Here is a 19,050-nt window from a genome sequence, read left to right as displayed (position 1 = left end):
CGCGGGTACCGATTCGCTGTCAGGCTCACTGCCATGACAACAGCGATCACATCCGGCATCGAGAGCAGGCTGGACGGCCAGTTGCTCCGCCCCGGCGACGACGGCTACGACGAGTCCCGCACCGTGTGGAACGGCATGATCGACCGGCGGCCGCGCATGATCATCCGTGCGGCGAGCGTCGATGACGTGGTGACCGCGGTGCGCACCGCCCGCGAGCTCGACCTCGAGATCGGCGTGCGGTGCGGTGGGCACAGCGGCATGGGCTTCGCCGTCCCCCAGGACGGCCTCATGATCGATCTGACCCCGCTCACCGGTGTGCGGGTCGACCCGGCCGGGCGGCGTGCCCGGATCCAGGGCGGCGCCCTGCTCGGCGTACTCGACCGGGCCACCCAGCGGTACGGTCTGGCCACCACTGCCGGGAACGTCTCGCACACCGGCGTCGGCGGGCTCACCCTCGGTGGCGGCATGGGCTGGCTTGCCCGCCAGTACGGTCTGGCCTGTGACAACGTGCTGTCCTACACGATGGTCACCGCCGACGGGGAGGTCGTCCGGGCCAGCCGGACCGAACGACCCGACCTGTTCTGGGGCCTGCGCGGCGGCGGCGGCAACTTCGGCATCGTCACCGAGTTCGAGTTCCGGCTGCACCCGATCGGCACCCGGACGCTGGTCGCCGAGTACACCTTTTCCTTGGACAAGGCCATTCCTGCGCTCAAAGCGTGGCGCGACCTGAACGCCGAGGCGCCGCGTGAGGCCACCTTCACCGCCGACATCGGCCGGGACGACCAGGCCACCCTCGGCTTCGTCTTGGCCGGTGACCCCGAACGCGCCGGCCGGCTGCTGCACGACTTCCAGTCGCTCGGCCGGCCGACGGCCACGAACATCACCGAAATGTCCTATACGGACCTTCAGCGCCGGGAGGACACCGTGGAACGGCACTCGCTTCGCCGGTACTCCAAGGGCCACTACCTCCGTCAGTTCCCGGACGCCGCTATCGAGGCCTTCGTGCACCGGGGTGCGTCAGACGGTGACTTCCGGCCCAGCGTGGGCCTGCAGGCCTACGGCGGGGCGATCGCCGACGTGCCCGATGAGGACTCGGCTTTCTCCCACCGTGCCACCCTGTTCGAGTTCGGCACCGGCACCACCTGGATCGACCCTGCCGACGACGAAATCCGGACCGCGGCCGCCCGCCGCAGCGCCGCTGCCATGGCCCCGTTCGCGCAAGGCGTCTATGTCAACGCCCTGTCCGATGAGGACACTGCGGGCGCCGACGGTGTCCGTCGAGCCTACTCACCGGAGAACCTCGCTCGGCTGGTCGTCCTCAAGGACTCCTACGACCCGCACAACGTGTTCCACCTCAACCAGAACATCCAACCGAGCACACGCTGAGGAGACAGCAAATGAGCGACACCAAGCCGCAGACCGCGGCGGGAAAGGTGCTCTGGCACTTCACGATGTCCTTGGACGGTTTCGTGGCGGGGCCCGACCACGAGATGGGCTGGATGGCCGGCACGAACCGTCCCGAGCTGATCGACGAGTACGTCAAGACCACCGGCGCCGTGCTGGGGGGTCGAACCGGTTGGGACATCGGCAAGGGTGAGGCTCGCCCCTACGGCGGTGACTGGGACGGCCCGATCTTCGTGCTCACCCACCACCCCGAGGACGCGACGCCCGCCGACGATGTCACCTTCCTCAACTGCGACCCCGCGGAGGCGGTCCGAATCGGACTGGAGGCGGCCGGCGGCAAGAACCTCGAGGTGTTGTCCCCGACCATCGGCCGTCAGCTGCTCGAACTGGGACTGATCGACGAGATCGACCTCCACATCGCACCGGTCCTGCTTGGCGAGGGCATCCGACTCTACGACAACCCTGGCGGTGAGCCGATCCACCTCGACCGGCTCGGCGAGGCCGACCGCACCCTGCAGGTCAACGTGCGATACCGACCCACCACAACCGCGGTGGTCGCCGACTGAGGCACTTCCTGGACCGCTCCGGTTGACCATGAGAGGCTCCACGTTCGGGTGATGCTGATCACAGGAGCTGCTCATGGTTCTCGGAGACGAAGAAGCCGCGAAAGCCCTAAACGCGCAGGACACCGAAAGGCCGGCACAGGTTCGGCGGGCGGCTTTGGCCAGCGCCATCGGCACGACCATCGAATGGTACGACTTCTTCCTGTACAACACCGCCGCGGCGCTGATCTTCCCGCAGCTGTTCTTTCCCGCGTCCAGCAGCTACGCCGGCGCGATGCAGTCCTTCGCCACCTACGCGGTGGGCTTCGCGGCCCGGCCGATGGGCGCGGCGATCTTCGGTTACTGGGGCGATCGGATCGGCCGGAAGACCACGCTGATCGTCACCCTGCTGCTGATGGGCATCGCGTCCGGAGTGGTGGGCATGCTGCCCGGCACCGAAACCATCGGGGTGGCTGCGCCGATCATCCTGGTCACCCTGAGGCTGATCCAGGGCATCGCCATCGGCGGCGAGTGGAGTGGCTCGGTGCTGCTCGCGATGGAATGGGGTGACCAGAGCAAACGCGGACTGCTCGGCAGTTTTGCGCAGATCGGGGTGCCGGTCGGGCTGGTGCTCGGCACCGGTGGGATGACCCTGCTTTCGGCCACCCTGTCCGATGAGGCCTTCGATTCGTGGGGCTGGCGGGTGCCGTTCCTGGCCAGCCTGATCCTGGTCGGCGTCGGGCTGATGATCCGGCTGCGCATCCTGGAGACCCCGATGTTCGCCGCCGTGGTCGCGGAAAAGCGAACCTCGCGCAGCCCGGTGGTCGACGTGGCGAAGCAGCACTGGCGGGAGATTCTGCTCTCCGCCGGGCTGCGTTTCAGCGAGCAGATGCCGTTCTACCTGTTCACCAGCTACGTGCTGGTTTACGTGGTGGAAGAACGGGAGTTCAGCAAGACGTTCGTGCTCAACGCGGTGCTCGTCGCGGCCGCGCTCGAACTGGTCACCATCCCGTGGTTCGCGCAACTGTCCGACCGTTTCGGGCGTAAGCGGGTGTACCTGACCGGGGCCGTGCTCACCGGGCTCATCGCGTTCCCGTACTTCGCCGTGCTGGAGAACGGCGGGCACCTGATCCTGTTCGTCGCGGTGGTGCTGTCGATGATCCCGCACGCCATGCAGTACGGCCCGCAGGCCGCCCTGATCGGCGAGAGCTTCCCGACCCACCTGCGTTACGGCGGCGCCGGTCTCGGTTACCAACTGGCTTCGGTGTTCGCCGGCGGCCCGGCGCCGCTGCTGGCGACCTGGCTGCTGCACCAGACCGGCACCCCGTACTCGATCTCGGTCTACATCGTGCTGGCCGCGACCGTCACCGTGCTGTGCTGCTGGTTCCTGCCGGACCGTTCCCGCTCCGACATCGCCGACCCTGCCACCTACTCCCCCCGCCCCACGCGCTGAAGACGGTGCCGACGCAGGGGCCTAGCGGTTGTCGTACGCCGCCCGGGCGGCGTCGATGTGCGGCAGGTGCGCGATGCTCCAGTCGAGCAGCGGCGCGGTGGCCTCGCGCAGGGTCCGGCCCATTGTGGTCAGCTCGTAGCTGACGTGCGGCGGCATGACGTTGCGGACCGTGCGCGTCAGGATCCCGTCGCGTTCGAGGTCGCGCAGCGTCACGGTGAGCATGCGCTGGCTGATGCCGTCGATGGCCCGCTTGAGCTCGGTGAAGCGTCGCGGCCCGTCCTTGAGCATGCGCACGATCAGCAGTGCCCACTTGTCCCCGACGATCCCGAGGACTTCGCGGGCTTGGCACGGGTCCTGCATGGTTACCTCCTGAGAACCGGGGCACCAAAAAGTGCCGTATTGCCCGGTGTGCGTCGTGGGGATCACGATGTACTCGGTTACCAAAGGGTACCGAGGCACGAGGAGGAACCACCCGACCATGGCCACATTTCTGCTGGTACACGGCGCCTGGCACAGCGGGCGGAGCTGGGACCGGGTGGTCCCGCTGCTGGAGTCGGCCGGGCACCGGGTGCTCGCGCCATCGCTGACCGGCTACGGCGACAAGGCACACCTGCTGAGCCCCGAGGTCGGGCTCGGCACTCACCTTGACGACATCGCGGGTCTGATCGAAGACGAGCGCCTCGAGGACGTAGTGCTCGTCGGGCACAGCTACGCCGGGATGGTCATTTCGGGGGTCGCCAACCGGGTCCCGGCGCGGATCGCGCACCTGGTGTTCCTCGACGCGATGGTTCCCGAAGACGGCGAAACCGCGGTCGATGTCCTGCCGGTCACCAAGCGGCTCATCGACGTCGCTGTGGACGGCTGGCGGGTTCCGCCGATGCCGGAGCAGCCGCCGCCGCTCGGCTTGTTCGGGGTCACCGATCCCGGTGACGTTGCCTGGTTGCGCTCGATGCTGTCGGACCAGCCGGTGCGATGCCTTCAGGAGCCGGTCCGACTCGACGATCCAGTCGCGCGCGCGATCCCGCGCACGCACATCCACTGCGTCGGAGGTCGGCCGGCGGGCATCACCCGGCGTCCCGTCCCGGCAGGCGAGCGGGTGCGGGAACTGCCGACCGGCCACGACTGCATGATCACCATGCCCGTCGAACTCGCCGGGTTGCTGCTCGAAGCAGCCTAGTCGTCCTCCGGCGCCTGGAAGCCGCCGATCTGCTGCTCGAGCAGTTCGGCCAGCCGCAGCGGGGTGCGGTCTTCGAACATCGGGCCGATGAGCTGCACTCCCACCGGCAGCCCCTCGGGGGACCTGCCCGCTGGTATGGCGGTGGCGGGCAGGCCCGGCATGGTGGCCAGGCCGGCCCAGACGAACTGGTCGAAGTAGGGGTACTCGACGCCGTCGATGTCGATCCGGCGTTCCAGCGGATTGGGGTTGTGGTCGTGCGGGAACGCGGGCGTCGGCGTGATCGGGCACACCACGGCGTCGAACTCGGCGGAGAGTTGCCGCCAGCCGTGGCGGTGGAGCTCGCGATGGTTGTTCGCCTCGATCCAGTCGCGGTGGCTGAACACCATGGCGCGCAGCCGCACGGCATCAAGACTCTGGTCGTTCGCGCTCAGTCCGGCGGCGCGGGTCCGCAGCTGCTCGTACGATTCGATGGGAAAACGCGCAACGGAGCCCGAAATCAGCAACTGCATGTAGAGCGTCGCGGCTTCGGTCAGATCGGGCAGCAGCGGACTGCGCCGTTCGACGCGGGCACCGCTGTCGGCAAGCGCGTCGGCCACCCGGTTCACGCCCGCCCGTACAGCGGACCCGGTCGGAATGAGCGGATGCTCGTCGAGGACCAAGACCCGGAAGTCGCCGAGCCGCTCGTGGCGGGCGGGCGGCAGCGCCAAGTGGTGCGCCTTGCCGAGCGTCAGCGGGTCCGGTCCGGCCATGACGTCGAGCAGGAGCGCGAGGTCGCGGGCGGTGCGCGCCATCGGACCGACGACGGCGAGGTCGAGGTCGACCGGCAATGCCGGCCCTGGCGGCGGGACCATGCCGCGGGTTGCCGCCAGTCCAAGCGTCGGCTTGTGCGCGTAGATGCCGCAGAAATGCGCGGGGGTGCGCAGCGAACCGGCGAGGTCGGAGCCGATGGACAGCGCGCCGAATCCGGACGCCAGTGCCGCCGCTGATCCGCCGGAGGATCCGCCCGGCGTGCGATCGCGATCCCACGGGTTGTTGGTGGTGCCGTAGAGCTCGTTGAAGCTCTGGATATCTTGCAGCCCCAAGGGCACATTGGTCTTACCCAGCAGCACCGCGCCCGCGGCCTTGAGCCGCGACACCTGTACCGCGTCCTCGGCCGGCAGATAGTCCCGGTGTTGCGACATGCCCCAGGTCGTGGGCAGCCCAGCCAGGTTGTAGGACTCCTTGACCGTCACCGGAATACCGAGCAGCGGCCGGTCCTCGCCGCGGGCGCGCGCCTGATCGGCGCCGCGCGCGGTGGCCCGCGCGCGGTCGAAGTCCGGCACGCAGATCGCGTTGATCACCTTATCGTCGCGTTCGATACGGGCGATCGCCTCGTCGGTCAGTTCCGCCGAGGTCACTTCACCGGCGCGCAACGCGGCCGCCAACTCTTCGACCGTCTGAAAACTCCACTCCATGAATCCGACCCTATCGGCCTCCGAAGCAGGCCATAAAATGCCATTTCGCGCAACGGGCCAGCGGTGGAATGTGGCGACCACTCCGCCGGGTGGGGATCATGCGGGACCGTGACTAGCTCTCTCGGCCAGCGGTCGGCTGTGGTAGTCAAGTAACCATGAAACTACGCAAAGTGTCTGGAGCTGACTGTGAAAAGGACACCTGCCCAGCCGTCTACGTCTCCGATCGGGGAACCTCGTGACCCTGTTGAAAGGACAAGCATTCTCGGCCCGTTTCAGCGACTACAAACGGTCCGCTTGGAGGTTCGAGACCCAACCGGTCTACACCATGCCGGGCGAACAGCCGGGCCTCGCTCGCTTCCTGGCAGGAGAACCCCAGCCGGCAGGACACAACGACGACTGGCACGAGAAGGTTCGCAGCTGGGTATCGGCCGGCAAGTCCATCGGTCGGGCGAGGACGGTTCGTCAGCCGCTCACCGACTACCAGCGGTACCAACTCGCATGGGGCATCCCTGGCAACGTGGAAGCCGGGGAGGATATTCGTATCCTCGACCTGACCGAGGACGATCTGGGGCTACCTGATCAGGACTTCTGGCTGTTCGATGACTCGACTGTCGTTCATCTGAACTTCAACCCCGACGGAACGCTGGTTCAGCCAGTATGACCGGACCTGATGATGAGCAACGGCACGGCGACACAGAGCTAGCCGAGGCACTGAGAAGACTGCGCAAGGCGGCCAACCTTTCCGGTGAGCGGCTGGCCGTCCGCTGCGCCATGTCTCAATCCAAGATCAGCCGTATCGAACGCGGCCGAATCCTGCCGACTGTTGTCGATGTTGAGCGGATTCTCAAGGCTCTTGAGGTACCGTCCGAAGTAGGACGGGAACTCGTGGTCCTCGCACGTCGGGCGAACGTCCAACACACGTCATGGCGCGCTGCCGCCGAGATGGGGCTGTGGCGCAAGCAGACTGAATTGAAGGCGCTAGCCGAGTCGTCGACAGTTGTTCGACAGTTCCTTCCGGCAACGGCTAGCGGACTCATTCAGACCGAGGAGTATGCGCGATACTCGCTCACACCCTTAATTGAGGGTAACCCTACCCGAAACGTTGAACGGGCGGTGCAAGCCCGGATCGATAGCCAGAAGGCGCTGCAGGACGAAGCCTGTGCATTTCATTTCCTGCTAACCGAGCAGGCTGTACGTTGGGGACGCGCTAGCCCCGCTGTCATGGCGCGACAGTGTGCCCATATGGCGGAAGTATCGGAGCGGCCGAATATTCAGCTCGCCATAATACCGTGGACAGCATCAATCCTGCCCTCGCCGCTGAACGTGTTCGTCGTTTACGATGAGCGACTAGTGCTTGTCGAACTGTTCTCCGGTGAGGTTGCCCTACGTGATCCACTTGACGTTTCCTATCACCTGAACCTGTTCGACTTCTTCCTTAGTCATGCGCTTACCGGAAACGACGCTACCGCATTTCTGCGCTCTGTGAGCGATGAGTTCATGTGAGACCGTGAATTATTCGAGACTGTGACTTTAACTCGCGCCGGTGTTTCTGTCGCGCCTAACGTTTATGGCGTGTTCAGCGCAGATGTCATAGGGCAACTTTCCGGCGAGCGCGTGAAGCTCTGGCGAGACGGTCGTTACCAGTCGGGAACCGTGATGCCCTATCAGCATTACGGCGAGCGGGGCCACTACACGCTTCCGGTACGGCTGGACTTCTCCGGCATCTGGACGCACATGAGCGCCGAGGAATGGAAAGACTTCCGAGGATGCCGGGAATAGCGGAAGGCCGGTTCGCCAGCGTTGAACGCGGGCGAACCGGCCTTCCGGCACTGAGGACTAGCGCTGCGGGCCACCATAAGGGGGCTGCTGCGGGAAGGGACCGCTCGGTGGGCCCTGCTGCGGGAACGGGCCGCTGCCGGGGTTTCCGTACTGGCCGCCGTAGGGCGGTTGCGGCGGCTGCTGCGGTCCCGGCGGGGGCTGGTGCGGCGGTGCCGGGGGCAGCGACGGGTTCGGCGGGGTCTGCGCGGACGGCTGGCGCTTCGGCAGTTCCGACTTCGGCGGCGCGGGCGGCTCCTCGGGCTCCGGCTCGGCCGGCGGCTCCTCCTCTTCCAGAGCGGCGGTCGCACCCCGCGAAGACAGCGCTGGCCGGGACGCGGTCAGCGGACCGTCGACCTCCTTGCGCGCGACGGCTTCGGCGGCGCGGACAGCTTCGGCGACCCGCGGGTCGGTGGAGGTGTCGAACCAGCTGGCGACCTCGTCGTCCTCCAGCGAAGGCTTCTCGACCTGCTCTTCCTTCGGCGGCTCGTAGCGGAAGACGCCGTCGTCGCCGGGCGCGCCGAGGGTGCGGGCGAAACCTTCCAGTGCCTTGCCGTAGTCGCTGGGCACCAGCCAGACCTTGTTCGCGTCGCCCTGCGCCATCTGCGGCAGGGTCTGCAGGTACTGGTAAGCGAGCACCTCGGGGGTCGGGCGGCCCGCCTTGATCGCGGCGAACACCTTCTCGATCGCCTTGGCCTGCCCCTGCGCCTGGAGGTAGCGGGCGGCACGTTCACCCTGTGCCCGCAGGATTCGGGACTGCCGCTCCGCCTCGGCCGCCATGATGGTGGCCTGCTTGGAACCCTCGGCCGCCAGGATCTGGCTCTGCTTCTGACCTTCCGCGGTCTTGATGGCCGCTTCACGCTGACCTTCCGCGGTCAGGATCATCGCCCGCTTCTCCCGGTCCGCACGCATCTGCTTCTCCATCGAGTCCTGGATGGAGGGCGGCGGGTCGATCGCCTTCAGCTCGACCCGCGCCACGCGGATGCCCCAGCGGCCGGTCGCGTCGTCCAACACCCCGCGCAGCTGGCTGTTGATCGAGTCACGGGAGGTCAGCGTCTGTTCGAGGCTCATGCCACCGACCACGTTTCGCAGGGTGGTGGTGGTCAGCTGCTCGACACCGACGATGTAGTTGGAGATCTCGTAGACCGCGGCCCGTGAATCGGTCACCTGGAAGTAGACCACCGTGTCGATGGAGACCGTCAGGTTGTCCTCGGTGATCACCGGCTGCGGCGGGAAGGAGACGACCTGCTCACGGAGGTCGATCCGGGCACGCACCTTGTCGAAGAACGGCACCAGGAAGTTCAGCCCTGGCGAAGCGACGGTGCGGAACCGGCCGAGTCTTTCGATCACCGCCGACTGGGCCTGCGGAACCACCATGATCGCTTTCGCCACCGTGACGATCACGAACAGGGCGATTAGCGCGACGATAATTATCGCTGCGGTCGACAAGACTTCTTCCCCTTACGAAGGTTGTGTGCTTACGGCTCCGCGGACACGACCGCGGTGGCACCCGATATCTCCACCACGGTCACCGTCGTCCCCGGCTCGATTCGCTGGTCATGGATGAAACTACGAGCCGACCAGGTGTCCCCGGCCAGTTTGACCTGGCCCGACTCGCTGTCCACAGGGGACAGTACTAAGGCCCGTGCGCCGATCAGCGCGTCGGTGTTCGTCTTGACGTCCGGTCCGGCCATGAAGCGCCGCTTGAGCGTCGGCCGCACCAGCACCAGCAGGCCGATCGAGGCGACACCGAACACCGCGACGTCGATGAACGCGTTCCCGGTGAGGGCGGCCGAGCCTGCGCCAACCAGTGCCCCGACGCCGAGCATGATCAGCACGAGATCGCCGGAAAGCACCTCGGCCACCATGAAGACGATTCCGACGATCAGCCAGATGAGTGCCGGTGTCATGGGCACATCGTCTCAGAAAGTGACAGCTCGTACCGACCGTACGACTTGACGTGATCTACGCGTAACCTTCGCCGTGTCACCCGTTCAGCCCTGGTCTGCCGAGGTCACGAAGTCGATCAGCCGTTCCACCGCGCCGATCAGCGGCGTTTCCAGATCACGGAAACTGCCTACCCCGGCGAGCACTCGCTGCCAGCCCTGGTACGGCTCGCCCCAGCCGAGCTCGGCGCAGATGCCTTCCTTCCACTCGAGGTTCCGCGGCACCGTGGGCCAGGCGTCGATGCCCACCGAGGAAGGTTTCACCGCCTGCCAGATGTCCACGTACGGATGCCCGGTGACCAGCACGTTCTCGTCCGAGATGGCGTCGACCAGCCGGGACTCCTTGCTGCCGCGCACCAGGTGGTCCACCAGCACCCCGAGCCGCCGCTGCGGGCCGGTGCCGAACTCGGCGATCCGCCCGGCCAGCTCGTCCACCCCGTCGAGGGGTTCCACCACCACGCCTTCGACCCGCAGGTCGTGTCCCCACACGCGCTCGACCAGCTCCGCGTCGTGCTTGCCCTCGACCCAGATCCGCGAATCGCGGGCGACGCGGGCCTTCAGCCCGGCGACGTGCACCGAACCGGACGCGGACCTGACCTTGGCCGGCGGCGCGGCTGCCTTGGCCGGCACCAGGGTGACCGGCTTGCCCTCGAACAGGAAACCCGCCGGGTTCAGCGGGAACACCCGGTGCTTGCCGTGCCGGTCTTCGAGTACCACGTTCCCGTATTCGAGCCGGACCACCGCACCGCAGAACCCGCTGCCGGGTTCCTCCACCACCAGGCCGCGTTCGGCCTCGACCTCCGGGATCCGACGCTTCCGCGGGCCGGAGAGGATGTCGTCGTAGGAATGGGAGCGCACGGCCAGCGACGCTAGCGGGAGTCGCCGCGTCCCGTCGCCCCGCCACGCCGCTGCGGTCTCATCGGACGGGTCCGAGCGGGAGAGTCCGGCTCTCCCCCACCGCCAGCGCCCACAGGTCGGCGGGATCGCGGCCCTCCGCCGCCCACGCCTTGCGCACCAGCTCCAGTGGTTCGTCCACCGGCTCCCTGGTCAGCACGAAGGTGCCCCAGTGCATCGCGGCCAGCCGCCGGGCACCGAGGTCGCCAAGCGCGCGCACCGCCTCGGCCGGGTCGAGGTGCACCGGCCGCATGAACCAGCGCGGGTCGTAGGCACCGATCGGCATCATCGCGACGTCGATGCCGGGATAGCGCTCGCCGACCGCGGCGAACCGCGGGCCGTAGCCGGAGTCGCCGGCGTGGTAGGTCCTGGTGCCGTCCGGAGCGGTGATCACCCAGCCGCCCCACAGCGAGCGGCAGGTGTCGAACAGGCCGCGGCGGCTCCAGTGGTGCGCCGGCACGAAATCGAACCGGAGCCCGGCCACCTCGGCCGACTCCCACCAGTCCAGCTCCCGGACCGAGGAGAAGCCCCGGTTGCGGAACCACCGCCCCAGCCCGGCGCCGACCAGGATCGGGGTGTCCTTCGGCAGCCGGCGCACGGTCGGCGTGTCCAGGTGGTCGTAGTGGTTGTGGCTGATCACCACGGCATCCAGCCGCGGCAGCTCCTGCCAGGCCACCCCGGGCGGGGTGATCCGCCGTGGCACCCCCGGGATCTTCGCCGACCACACCGGATCGGTCAGCACCGTGACGCCGCCGATTCGCACCACATAGGTGGAATGCCCGACCCAGGTCCAGCTGATCCGGTCCGCGGCTGCGGCGGGCAGGCCGTCCCGCTGGACCGGGATCCGGTGCGCGTTGGCGGTGGAGCCGCGGAAACCGCCCTCGCGCATGATTCTGGCCAGGTCGCGTGGCGTCGGCAGCGGCTCGGTGAGTCTGTCGCGAAAGGACACAGCTCCATTGTGCCCGGTAAGGGGACCAGTTTCGCCGAGGTGGACCGCGACCTGGCCGGTCCGGCGTGCCTAGGCTCGGAAACCGTGCATCCACGACTGTCCGAAGACCTGACCGCCCTGCCCGATTTGCTGGAGACGACCCGGAGTTTCGCGCAGGACGCGCTCGCCCGGCTGTCCGCCCGCGCGGTGACCGTCCCGCCTCGGCCGACCGCCGCGGAGCCGCTGCCGATCGACGGCGCGGGTGCAGCCGGCGCGCTCAGCCGGTTCGCCGAACGCTGGGAGCCGGGGTTCTCGGCCGGTGCGGGACCGCGCTACCTCGGCTTCGTCACCGGCGGCACCACCCCGTCCGCACTGGTCGGCGACTGGCTGACCGGCGTGTTCGACCAGAACGCGGCGACCGCCACCGACTCCTCGGCGGCGTGGCTGGAACAGGAGACGGTCGGCTGGCTCGCCGAGTTGTTCGGCCTCGGCGGCGAGCACAGCGGCGCGTTCGTCTCCGGTGCGACCATGTCCAACTTCGTCGGGCTGGCGATCGCCAGGGAATGGCTCGGCGAACAGCTCGGCGTCTCGGTGGCCGAAGCCGGGGTCGGCGCACTCGGCGAGGTCACCGTGCTGTCCGGGGCCGCGCATTCGAGCATCGGCAAGGCACTCAGCATGCTCGGCATCGGCCGGGACCGACTGCGGCCGGTGCCCACCCTGCCCGACCGTGAGGCGGTGGACGTCCGCCGGCTCACCGAACAACTCGACCGCCTCGACGGGCGGCCCGCCATCGTGGTGGCGAACGCGGGAACGGTGAACACCGTCGACTTCGACGATCTCGTCGCCGTCGCGGAGTTGAAGGGCCGGTATCCGTTCTGGTTGCACATCGATGCCGCGTTCGGGGCGTTCGCGGCACTTTCCGGCGCGGACGCCGACCTGGTCCGCGGTCTGGACGCGGCCGACTCGGTCTGCGCGGATCTGCACAAGTGGCTCAACGTGCCCTACGACTCGGCGGTCCAGTTCACCCGCCGCCGCGACCTGCAGGTGCGGGTGTTCCAGAGCGCCGCCGCCTACCTCGGACATCCCGGCGAGCACCCGGACTTCGTGCACCTGACCCCGGAGAGCTCACGCCGGCTGCGCGCACTGGCAAGCTGGTTCTCGCTGGTCGCCTACGGGCGCACCGGTCACCAGGACATCGTCGAGCGCAATGTCGCCTGCGCGCGACGGCTCGGCGAGTTGCTGGCCGCGGCCCCCGGTTTGCGGCTGCTGGCTCCGGTGCGGCTCAACGTGGTGTGCTTCACGCTCGAAGGCGAACCGAGTGAGCGGCGAGTCGCGGAATACGTACGTTCGGTGGCCGAGTCGGGCGAAACCTTTCTCAGCCCGACCGTCTACCAGGGCGTGCCCGCTGTTCGCGCGGCCTTCAGCAACTGGCGAACCACGCCGGCCGACGTGGAACGGGTGGCTGCGGCGCTCGCGAGCGCCGCAGCGCGGCCCTGAGCCAGGAGTTCAGAACAGCGGCCAGGGAATGGCGCGCCAGTCGTCACCCGGCTCCGGGAAGGTACCGGCCGCCAGCAACTGCTCCGCCCGTTCGGCCACGGCGCGGATCTCCGCCGTGGTCAGGTGCGGTTCCAGTGCGCTGCCGAGGTCACCGTCCAGCTTGCCGGGCAGCGCCGCCAGCTTGGCGGTGATCTCCTCGGGCAGCGGCTCCCCGATCCAGCCCCACAGCACGGTGCGCAGCTTCGGTTCGGTGTGCAGGCAGATGCCGTGGTCCACACCGTAGATCCGGCCGTCCACCGCGCCGAGCACGTGACCGCCCTTGCGGTCGGTGTTGTTCACCACGATGTCGAGCGCGGCGAGTTCCCGCATTCCGGGATGGTCGGCATGGGCCAGCACGGCGGGTTCGCCGGACCGGTCGTGCGCGTGCAGCACGACCCGCCAGTCCGGCGGCACGTCCTCCGGAGCGCGGACGTCGACCAGATCGTCCTCGGTGGTGTCGATCCAGAGCTGCACCATGCCGACGCCGAACGGCCCGTCGCGCAGCACCGTGGGCGGCACCGCGCCGAGCCCGGACGTGGCCGAGATCAGCGCCGTCGCCACCTCGCGGCCGGCCAGCGTGCCGTCCGGGAAGTCCCATAACGGTCGTTCGCCGCGAACCGGCTTGTACACCGCTTTCGCCTGCACACCATCGAGTTCGATGCCGCAGAACAGGGTCACGTTCGACGCGTCCACCAGCCGGCCCTCGACCTCGAGCTTGCCGTGCTCGACCAGCTCGAGTCCCCCGGTACCGGCCTGCTCGCCGGAAGGCTGCGCCACCGCGTCGCTCAGTCCTCTGCCACTTCGGCGTCTCGCCGGTACCCGTTCTGGCGCGGGCAGATGTGCCCGGCGGGGTCCAGCGGCTCGCCGCACAGCGGGCAGGGCTTGCGGCCGGCGTTGATCACCCGGTCGGCCCGTTCGGCGAAGGCCCTCGCGGCCGCCGGGCTGAGGAACACCCGCACCGCGTCCGGGCCTTCCTCGGTGTCGTCGAGCACGACGGTTTCGTCCACTTCGCCTTCGGTGATGGCGAGCAGCTCGATCACCACCGCGCTGCTCTCCGCGTCCCAGCCGAGTCCCATGGTGCCCACCCGGAACTCCTCCTCGACCGGCACGTCGAGCGGGTCGACGTCCACCAGGTCGTCCGGCACCTCAGCGGGCACCTCCGCGCCGAACCGGTTGGCGACCTCTTCGAGCAGCGAGCCGAGACGCTCGGCGAGCACGGCCACCTGTTGCTTCTCGATGGTCACGCTGATCGTGCGGACGTCCTCGGACGCCTGCAGGTAGAACGTGCGGTCGCCGGGTTCACCGACCGTGCCGGCGACGAACCGGTCGGGTTGACGGAAGACATGAATTACGCGAGCCATGGCACCACAGACCCTAAGCCACGTCTCCATGATCGGCATCCGCCGCCCCGCATCTGCCCGGCGCCGCTGGTTTGGTCCCGCGCGATGCACCCTTCGTAAGCCCTGTTCACTAAGCTGCGAATGTGTCGACAACCATGCCTTACGGAACCTGGACCTCACCGATCAGCGCGGCCGACGTGGCCGCGGCCGGTGGCGGCGCGCAATGGCTGGACGTGGTGGACGGCGAGGTGTGGTGGGCCGAGGCGAGACCTGCCGAAGGCGGCCGCCTCGCGCTGGTACGGGCCGGCACGGACGGCACCCTCGAAGAGCTGCTGCCGGCACCGTGGAACGCCCGCAACCGGGTGCACGAATACGGCGGCCGGCCGTGGACGGTGACCGGCCGCGCACTGGTCTTCACGCACTGGGACGACCAGCGCGTCTACCGGCGTGACCTGGACACCGGAGAGGTCACCCCGATCACACCGGAACCCGAGTCGCCGCAGGCCATCCGCTACGGCGACCTGCACCCGGGCCCCGACGGTGAGGTGTGGGCGGTGCGCGAGCGGAGCGCGGGTCCCCGCCGCGCGGACGTGGCCAGGGACCTGGTCGCGATCCAGTTGGACGGACGGCCGCCGCGGCCGCTGGCGGCGAGCCACCACTTCCTCACCGGGCCGCAGCTCTCGCCGGACGGCGGCCACGCGGCCTGGCTCGGCTGGGCGCACCCGGCGATGCCGTGGGACGAGACCGAACTCTGCGTCGCCGAGGTCGCCGCCGACGGGAGCTTCGGCCCGCATCGGGTACTGGCCGGCGGGCCAGGCATATCGGTGTGCCAACTCGAATGGGAACCCGGCGGCACCCTGTTGGCTCTGCTGGACCCGGACGGCTGGTGGAACCTGCACCGGATCGGACTGGACGGGAAGGTGACGAACCTCGCGCCGGTGACCGAGGAACTCGGCGGCCCGCTGTGGAAGCTGGGCTCGCGCTGGTTCACGCAGCTCGACTCCGGCCGGCACGCGGTGCTCAGCTCCGGCCGGCTCGCCGTGCTGGACGAAGCGACCGGCACGGTGACCGAGGTGCCGGCCGCGCGCGAGCTGCCGGTGTGGGCGTCCGCGTTCGCCGCGTACAAAGGCGGCGTCGTCGGGATCGCCGGGGGCCCGACGCGGGAAGCGGCGGTGGTGCACGTGGACCTGACCGCCGGCACGGTGACCGAGGTGTCCCCGCGGGCGGACGCGGAACCGGCGCCACCCGCGGAGTACCTGCCGGTGCCAGAGGAACGGATGTTCACCACCGCGGACGGCGAGCCGATCCCGGCCTACCTGTACCCGCCGGCGAACCCCGACCACGTCGCGCCGGACGGCGAGCTGCCGCCGTACCTGGTCCACGTGCACGGCGGTCCGACCGGGCGCAACTTCCCGACGCTCGACCTCGACTTCGCGTTCTTCACCAGCCGCGGCATCGGCGTGGTGGCGGTCAACTACGGAGGCTCCACCGGTTACGGCAGGCGCTACCGCGAACGGCTGCGCGAACAGTGGGGCGTTGTCGACGTCTCCGACTGCGTCGCGGTCGCCGACGCGCTCGTCGCGGAGGGCATCGCCGACGGTGACCGGCTGGCCATCCGCGGTGGCAGCGCGGGCGGTTTCACCTCGGCCATGTCGATGACCACCCAGCGGCGGTACCGGGCGGGCACGGTGAAGTACCCGATCCTGGACCTGTACGGCTGGACCGGTGAGGGCGGCGAGACCCACGACTTCGAGTCCCGCTACCTTGACGGGCTGGTCGGGCCGCTGCCGGAGACCGCCGAGCGGTACCGCGAGCGCTCGCCCATCTCGCACGCCGGCACGCTGGCCGGGCCGGTGCTGTTCCTGCAGGGACTGGAGGACGAGATCTGCCCGCCGGAGCAGGCCGACCGGTTCGTGGAGTCGCTGCGGGGCAGCGAGGTGCCGCATGCCTATCTGACCTTCGAAGGCGAGCAGCACGGTTTCCGCAAGGCGGAGACGATGATCGCCGCGATGGAGGCCGAGCTGTCCTTCTACGGGCAGGTGTTCGGCTTCGACACTCCAGGCGTGGCGCACCTCGAGCTGCGGCGGTGAGGCCGCCGAGGCTACGGCGCGGTGACACGGTCGCGGTGGTGGCCCCGGCGGGCCCGGTGCCGATCGGGCTGCTGGACGCGGCCGTGCCGGTGCTGGAGTCGTGGGGCCTGCGCGTCCGCGAGGCCGCGGGTGTCCGCAGTGGACAGTCCGCTGTGGACTACCTCGCGGCGCCGGACGCGCAGCGGGCCGAGGAGTTCAGCGCCGCCTGGCTGGATCCGGAGGTGAGCGCGGTGCTGGCGGCCCGCGGCGGGTACGGCTGCATGCGGATGCTGGACCTGGTGGACTGGCCGGCGCTGCGGGCCGCCGGGCCGAAGCTGCTCGCCGGGTCCAGCGACGTCACCGCGCTGCACGAGGCGGTGGGCGTGCACCTGGACCTGGCCACGCTGTTCTCCCCGATGCCGGCCAGCGTGCATTTCGACGCCGAGGCCACCGCGGGGCTGCACCGGATGCTGTTCGAACCGGAGAAAGCGTTGGTACTGCGCAAACCGGGCGGGAGCGCGCTGGTGCCGGGCACCGCCCGCGGTCCGCTGGTCGGCGGGAACCTGAGCCTGCTGGCCGCGAGCACGGGCGCGGTCGAGCACCGGCCCGCCAAAGGTGCCATCGCGGTGCTCGAAGACGTCACCGAAAGCGTCTACCGGCTCGACCGCATGCTGACCCAGCTGCTGCGCACCGGCTGGTTCGACGGCGTGGCCGGTATCGCGCTCGGCTCGTGGACCCGCTGCGGACCGCTCGACCAGGTGCGGGCGCTGATGCTCGACCGGCTCGGCCCACTCGGCGTGCCGATAGGCTGGGAGCTGGGCTTCGGCCATCTGCCTGGGTCGCTGACCATCCCGCTCGGCGTGCCGGCCGAGCTGGACGCCGACGCCGCCACCCTCACCCTGCTCGAACCCGCGCTCAGCTAACGCTCCTAGGGTGGGTGCATGCGACTGCCGGAGGATCAGGTCAGGGAGCGGTTCGCGACGGCCAGGGTCGCCAGGCTGGCCACCGCCGCTGCGGACGGCGTGCCGCATCTGGTCCCGGTGACCTTCGCGGTGGACGGAGACCGGATCGTGTTCGCGGTCGATCACAAGCCCAAGAGCAGCACGGATCTCCGCCGGCTGCGCAACATCAGGGCGAACCCCGCGGTGGCCTTCCTGGTGGACCACTACGAGGACGACTGGTCGCTGCTCTGGTGGGCGCGGGCGGACGGCGTGGCCGAGGTTCGCACCGCGTCCGCCGACCGGGCCGCGCCGGTCGAGCTGCTGCGCGCCAAGTACCCGCAGTACCGCACCCACCCGCCCGAGGGCGACGTCGTGACCACCCACGTCCACACCTGGCGCGGCTGGACCTCCACCTAACGGGCAAATAGCCGACTTCTTGCCCCACCGGAAAAGGGCAAATAGTCGGCTATTTGCCCGTCAGGGGCCGAGGACGGCGGCGCGGCCTTTTTCGCCGGCGGCCCAGCAGGCGCCGGAGTGGGTGCAGTCCACGGTGTCGAAGCTGCCGGTGTCGACCGGCCGCCAGTGGCCGCCGCCGTCGTGGCTGATGTCGCTGCCGGTCGGGCCCACCGCGAGCACGGTCCGGCCGTCGCGCCAGGCCAGGCCCGAGCGGTAACCGGTCGGTGCCCGCTCGGCGGCGTGCCAGCTCCGGCCGCCGTCCCGGCTGGTGGCCAGCGCCGGTGCCGGGTTGGTGGGGTCCGCGTAGTCACCGCCGATGGCGAGGCCGTGCCGCGGGTCGCGGAAACCGGTGGCGAACACCCCGGCCGACGGACCGCTCGCGATCGGCGTGGTCACCGCTTTCCAGGTCCGGCCGCCGTCGCCGGAACGCAGTACCCGCGACTGGGCGCCGCCGCCGGTGCCGATCCACGCGTCGAACGGGCCGGCGGTGCTCAGGCACTGGCCGCTGGCGGCGAACCCGGCCTCTCCCGGCAGCGCGTCCGGCAGGTTCCGCTCCGGTATCGGCCGCCAGTGCCTGCCACCGTCCCATGTGGACAGGATCTGGATCTTGCCGTCGACCGGGTCGCCCATGGCCAGCCCGCGCAGCGGGTCGAAGAAGGCGATGCAGTCGTAGAACGCGGCCGGCACGGTGTTGCGGAAGGACTCGGTCCAGCTCCGGCCGCCGTCGCCGGTGCGGTAGATCCGCGACTTCTCCCCTTCCCCGATGGAGAGCGCGACCGCGTGCTCGGCGTCGAAGGCCTCGATGTCCCGGAAGTCGAGTTCGGCGGTCTCCGGTGGCGACACCGACTGCCAGCTCCGCCCGCCGTCCACGGTGCGCAGGACGGTGCCCTGGCTGCCGGATGCCCAGGCCACCGTGCCGGACACCGCGGACAGGCCGCGCAGCTGCGCGGTGGAGCCGGTCGGGGTGAGCCGCCAGCCGGGTCCGGCCGCGGCCGCCGTGCCCGGCACGGCCAGCACGGTGATGATCAGCAGCCCTGCCAGGGACAACGCGAGCTTTCCGGTGCGCATCAAGCCATTCAACACCGCCGGGGAACC

Annotated in this window: 20 protein-coding genes; 11 read left to right on the top strand and 9 right to left on the bottom strand. The window is 69.3% G+C overall.

All coding sequences use genetic code 11. The features are described from left to right. Positions 1-33 precede the first annotated feature (33 nt). The 3 genes from AMYNI_RS0138120 to AMYNI_RS0138110 all read left to right on the top strand — a co-directional run bounded on the left by AMYNI_RS0138120 (position 34) and on the right by AMYNI_RS0138110 (position 3,399). Positions 34-1,386: an FAD-binding oxidoreductase gene (locus tag AMYNI_RS0138120; RefSeq protein ID WP_020673385.1), complete on the top strand. Its 1,353-nt coding sequence runs from the start codon at positions 34-36 to the stop codon at positions 1,384-1,386. Positions 1,387-1,397: 11 nt separating this feature from the next. Then, positions 1,398-1,970 (top strand): dihydrofolate reductase family protein, encoded by a 573-nt coding sequence (locus AMYNI_RS0138115; RefSeq protein ID WP_020673384.1) that lies wholly within the window; start codon positions 1,398-1,400, stop codon positions 1,968-1,970. A gap of 73 nt (positions 1,971-2,043) precedes the next feature. Then, a complete protein-coding gene (locus AMYNI_RS0138110) occupies positions 2,044-3,399 on the top strand; it encodes an MFS transporter (RefSeq protein WP_020673383.1) in 1,356 nt (451 codons plus the stop codon). Between the two features lie 21 nt (positions 3,400-3,420). Here the strand turns inward: AMYNI_RS0138110 and AMYNI_RS0138105 are convergent, their stop codons facing one another. Further along, positions 3,421-3,759: a winged helix-turn-helix transcriptional regulator gene (locus tag AMYNI_RS0138105; RefSeq protein ID WP_020673382.1), complete on the bottom strand. Its 339-nt coding sequence runs from the start codon at positions 3,757-3,759 to the stop codon at positions 3,421-3,423. Between the two features lie 118 nt (positions 3,760-3,877). Between AMYNI_RS0138105 and AMYNI_RS0138100 the strand changes: the two genes are divergently transcribed. Further along, positions 3,878-4,576: an alpha/beta fold hydrolase gene (locus tag AMYNI_RS0138100; protein WP_020673381.1), complete on the top strand. Its 699-nt coding sequence runs from the start codon at positions 3,878-3,880 to the stop codon at positions 4,574-4,576. Here the strand turns inward: AMYNI_RS0138100 and AMYNI_RS0138095 are convergent. Continuing rightward, complete coding sequence (locus AMYNI_RS0138095; RefSeq protein ID WP_026361439.1) at positions 4,573-6,030, bottom strand: amidase; 1,458 nt, start codon at positions 6,028-6,030, stop codon at positions 4,573-4,575. The genes AMYNI_RS0138100 and AMYNI_RS0138095 overlap by 4 nt on opposite strands. Positions 6,031-6,265: 235 nt before the next feature. Here AMYNI_RS0138095 and AMYNI_RS0138090 point away from each other — a divergent pair, with 235 nt between their 5' ends. The 3 genes from AMYNI_RS0138090 to AMYNI_RS49435 all read left to right on the top strand — a co-directional run bounded on the left by AMYNI_RS0138090 (position 6,266) and on the right by AMYNI_RS49435 (position 7,809). Beyond that, on the top strand, positions 6,266-6,691 hold the full coding sequence (locus AMYNI_RS0138090; protein ID WP_020673379.1) for a DUF6879 family protein: 426 nt from the start codon (positions 6,266-6,268) through the stop codon (positions 6,689-6,691). Next, positions 6,688-7,533, top strand: coding sequence for a helix-turn-helix domain-containing protein (locus AMYNI_RS48635; protein WP_084628579.1), 846 nt, complete (start codon positions 6,688-6,690; stop codon positions 7,531-7,533). Before AMYNI_RS0138090 ends, AMYNI_RS48635 begins: the two co-directional genes overlap by 4 nt. 69 nt (positions 7,534-7,602) lie before the next feature. Next, complete coding sequence (locus AMYNI_RS49435) at positions 7,603-7,809, top strand: hypothetical protein (protein ID WP_157357658.1); 207 nt, start codon at positions 7,603-7,605, stop codon at positions 7,807-7,809. A 57-nt stretch (positions 7,810-7,866) separates the two neighbouring features. On the opposite strand, the gene AMYNI_RS0138085 is transcribed toward AMYNI_RS49435, so the two are convergent. The 4 genes from AMYNI_RS0138085 to AMYNI_RS46405 form a co-directional block, all read right to left on the bottom strand. Next, positions 7,867-9,222, bottom strand: a complete 1,356-nt coding sequence (locus AMYNI_RS0138085; protein ID WP_157358156.1) for an SPFH domain-containing protein — start codon at positions 9,220-9,222, stop codon at positions 7,867-7,869. A 101-nt stretch (positions 9,223-9,323) separates the two neighbouring features. Further along, the gene (locus tag AMYNI_RS0138080; protein WP_020673377.1) at positions 9,324-9,755 is read right to left on the bottom strand and encodes an NfeD family protein; all 432 of its coding nucleotides are present in this window, start codon (positions 9,753-9,755) and stop codon (positions 9,324-9,326) included. 84 nt (positions 9,756-9,839) lie between these two features. After that, positions 9,840-10,649 (bottom strand): DUF3097 domain-containing protein, encoded by an 810-nt coding sequence (locus AMYNI_RS0138075; protein WP_020673376.1) that lies wholly within the window; start codon positions 10,647-10,649, stop codon positions 9,840-9,842. A 58-nt stretch (positions 10,650-10,707) separates the two neighbouring features. Then, positions 10,708-11,634, bottom strand: a complete 927-nt coding sequence (locus AMYNI_RS46405) for an MBL fold metallo-hydrolase (RefSeq protein ID WP_020673375.1) — start codon at positions 11,632-11,634, stop codon at positions 10,708-10,710. A gap of 9 nt (positions 11,635-11,643) precedes the next feature. Between AMYNI_RS46405 and AMYNI_RS0138065 the strand changes: the two genes are divergently transcribed. After that, entirely contained in the window at positions 11,644-13,110 is a 1,467-nt protein-coding gene (locus AMYNI_RS0138065) for a pyridoxal phosphate-dependent decarboxylase family protein (RefSeq protein ID WP_020673374.1), read from the top strand. Between the two features lie 9 nt (positions 13,111-13,119). Here the strand turns inward: AMYNI_RS0138065 and AMYNI_RS0138060 are convergent, their stop codons facing one another. Further along, a complete protein-coding gene (locus tag AMYNI_RS0138060; protein ID WP_020673373.1) occupies positions 13,120-13,926 on the bottom strand; it encodes an SCO1664 family protein in 807 nt (268 codons plus the stop codon). A gap of 8 nt (positions 13,927-13,934) precedes the next feature. Then, positions 13,935-14,510: a DUF3090 domain-containing protein gene (locus AMYNI_RS0138055; RefSeq protein ID WP_020673372.1), complete on the bottom strand. Its 576-nt coding sequence runs from the start codon at positions 14,508-14,510 to the stop codon at positions 13,935-13,937. Between the two features lie 122 nt (positions 14,511-14,632). On the opposite strand from AMYNI_RS0138055, the gene AMYNI_RS0138050 reads away from it, so the two are divergent. The 3 genes from AMYNI_RS0138050 to AMYNI_RS0138040 are packed head-to-tail and all read left to right on the top strand — an operon-like array spanning position 14,633 to position 17,916. Continuing rightward, positions 14,633-16,579 carry a dipeptidyl-peptidase 5 gene (locus tag AMYNI_RS0138050; RefSeq protein WP_026361435.1) on the top strand — a complete coding sequence of 649 codons (1,947 nt, stop codon included), beginning with the start codon at positions 14,633-14,635 and terminating at the stop codon, positions 16,577-16,579. After that, positions 16,576-17,481, top strand: a complete 906-nt coding sequence (locus tag AMYNI_RS0138045; RefSeq protein WP_020673370.1) for a S66 peptidase family protein — start codon at positions 16,576-16,578, stop codon at positions 17,479-17,481. Before AMYNI_RS0138050 ends, AMYNI_RS0138045 begins: the two co-directional genes overlap by 4 nt. 18 nt (positions 17,482-17,499) lie before the next feature. Further along, positions 17,500-17,916 (top strand): TIGR03668 family PPOX class F420-dependent oxidoreductase, encoded by a 417-nt coding sequence (locus AMYNI_RS0138040; RefSeq protein WP_020673369.1) that lies wholly within the window; start codon positions 17,500-17,502, stop codon positions 17,914-17,916. Positions 17,917-17,976: 60 nt separating this feature from the next. Here AMYNI_RS0138040 and AMYNI_RS0138035 read toward each other — a convergent pair whose 3' ends face one another. After that, on the bottom strand, positions 17,977-19,023 hold the full coding sequence (locus AMYNI_RS0138035; RefSeq protein WP_020673368.1) for a WD40/YVTN/BNR-like repeat-containing protein: 1,047 nt from the start codon (positions 19,021-19,023) through the stop codon (positions 17,977-17,979). Positions 19,024-19,050 lie beyond the last annotated feature (27 nt).

It is taken from the genome of Amycolatopsis nigrescens CSC17Ta-90, assembly GCF_000384315.1.
GTDB classification, from domain to species: domain Bacteria; phylum Actinomycetota; class Actinomycetes; order Mycobacteriales; family Pseudonocardiaceae; genus Amycolatopsis; species Amycolatopsis nigrescens.
Note: the sequence above shows the minus strand (reverse complement) of the source record. Positions and strands in the feature narration are given on the sequence as shown.

Excerpts from the sequence above, each read along its gene's own strand:
- AMYNI_RS0138120 (WP_020673385.1), top strand. The coding sequence starts at position 34 with ATGACAACAGCGATCACATCCGGCATCGAGAGCAGGCTGGACGGCCAG.
- AMYNI_RS0138115 (WP_020673384.1), top strand. The coding sequence starts at position 1,398 with ATGAGCGACACCAAGCCGCAGACCGCGGCGGGAAAGGTGCTCTGGCAC.
- AMYNI_RS0138110 (WP_020673383.1), top strand. The coding sequence starts at position 2,044 with ATGGTTCTCGGAGACGAAGAAGCCGCGAAAGCCCTAAACGCGCAGGAC.
- AMYNI_RS0138105 (WP_020673382.1), bottom strand. The coding sequence starts at position 3,759 with ATGCAGGACCCGTGCCAAGCCCGCGAAGTCCTCGGGATCGTCGGGGAC.
- AMYNI_RS0138100 (WP_020673381.1), top strand. The coding sequence starts at position 3,878 with ATGGCCACATTTCTGCTGGTACACGGCGCCTGGCACAGCGGGCGGAGC.
- AMYNI_RS0138095 (WP_026361439.1), bottom strand. The coding sequence starts at position 6,030 with ATGGAGTGGAGTTTTCAGACGGTCGAAGAGTTGGCGGCCGCGTTGCGC.
- AMYNI_RS48635 (WP_084628579.1), top strand. The coding sequence starts at position 6,688 with ATGACCGGACCTGATGATGAGCAACGGCACGGCGACACAGAGCTAGCC.
- AMYNI_RS0138085 (WP_157358156.1), bottom strand. The coding sequence starts at position 9,222 with ATGGTGGTTCCGCAGGCCCAGTCGGCGGTGATCGAAAGACTCGGCCGG.
- AMYNI_RS0138080 (WP_020673377.1), bottom strand. The coding sequence starts at position 9,755 with ATGACACCGGCACTCATCTGGCTGATCGTCGGAATCGTCTTCATGGTG.
- AMYNI_RS0138055 (WP_020673372.1), bottom strand. The coding sequence starts at position 14,510 with ATGGCTCGCGTAATTCATGTCTTCCGTCAACCCGACCGGTTCGTCGCC.
- AMYNI_RS0138040 (WP_020673369.1), top strand. The coding sequence starts at position 17,500 with ATGCGACTGCCGGAGGATCAGGTCAGGGAGCGGTTCGCGACGGCCAGG.
- AMYNI_RS0138035 (WP_020673368.1), bottom strand. The coding sequence starts at position 19,023 with ATGCGCACCGGAAAGCTCGCGTTGTCCCTGGCAGGGCTGCTGATCATC.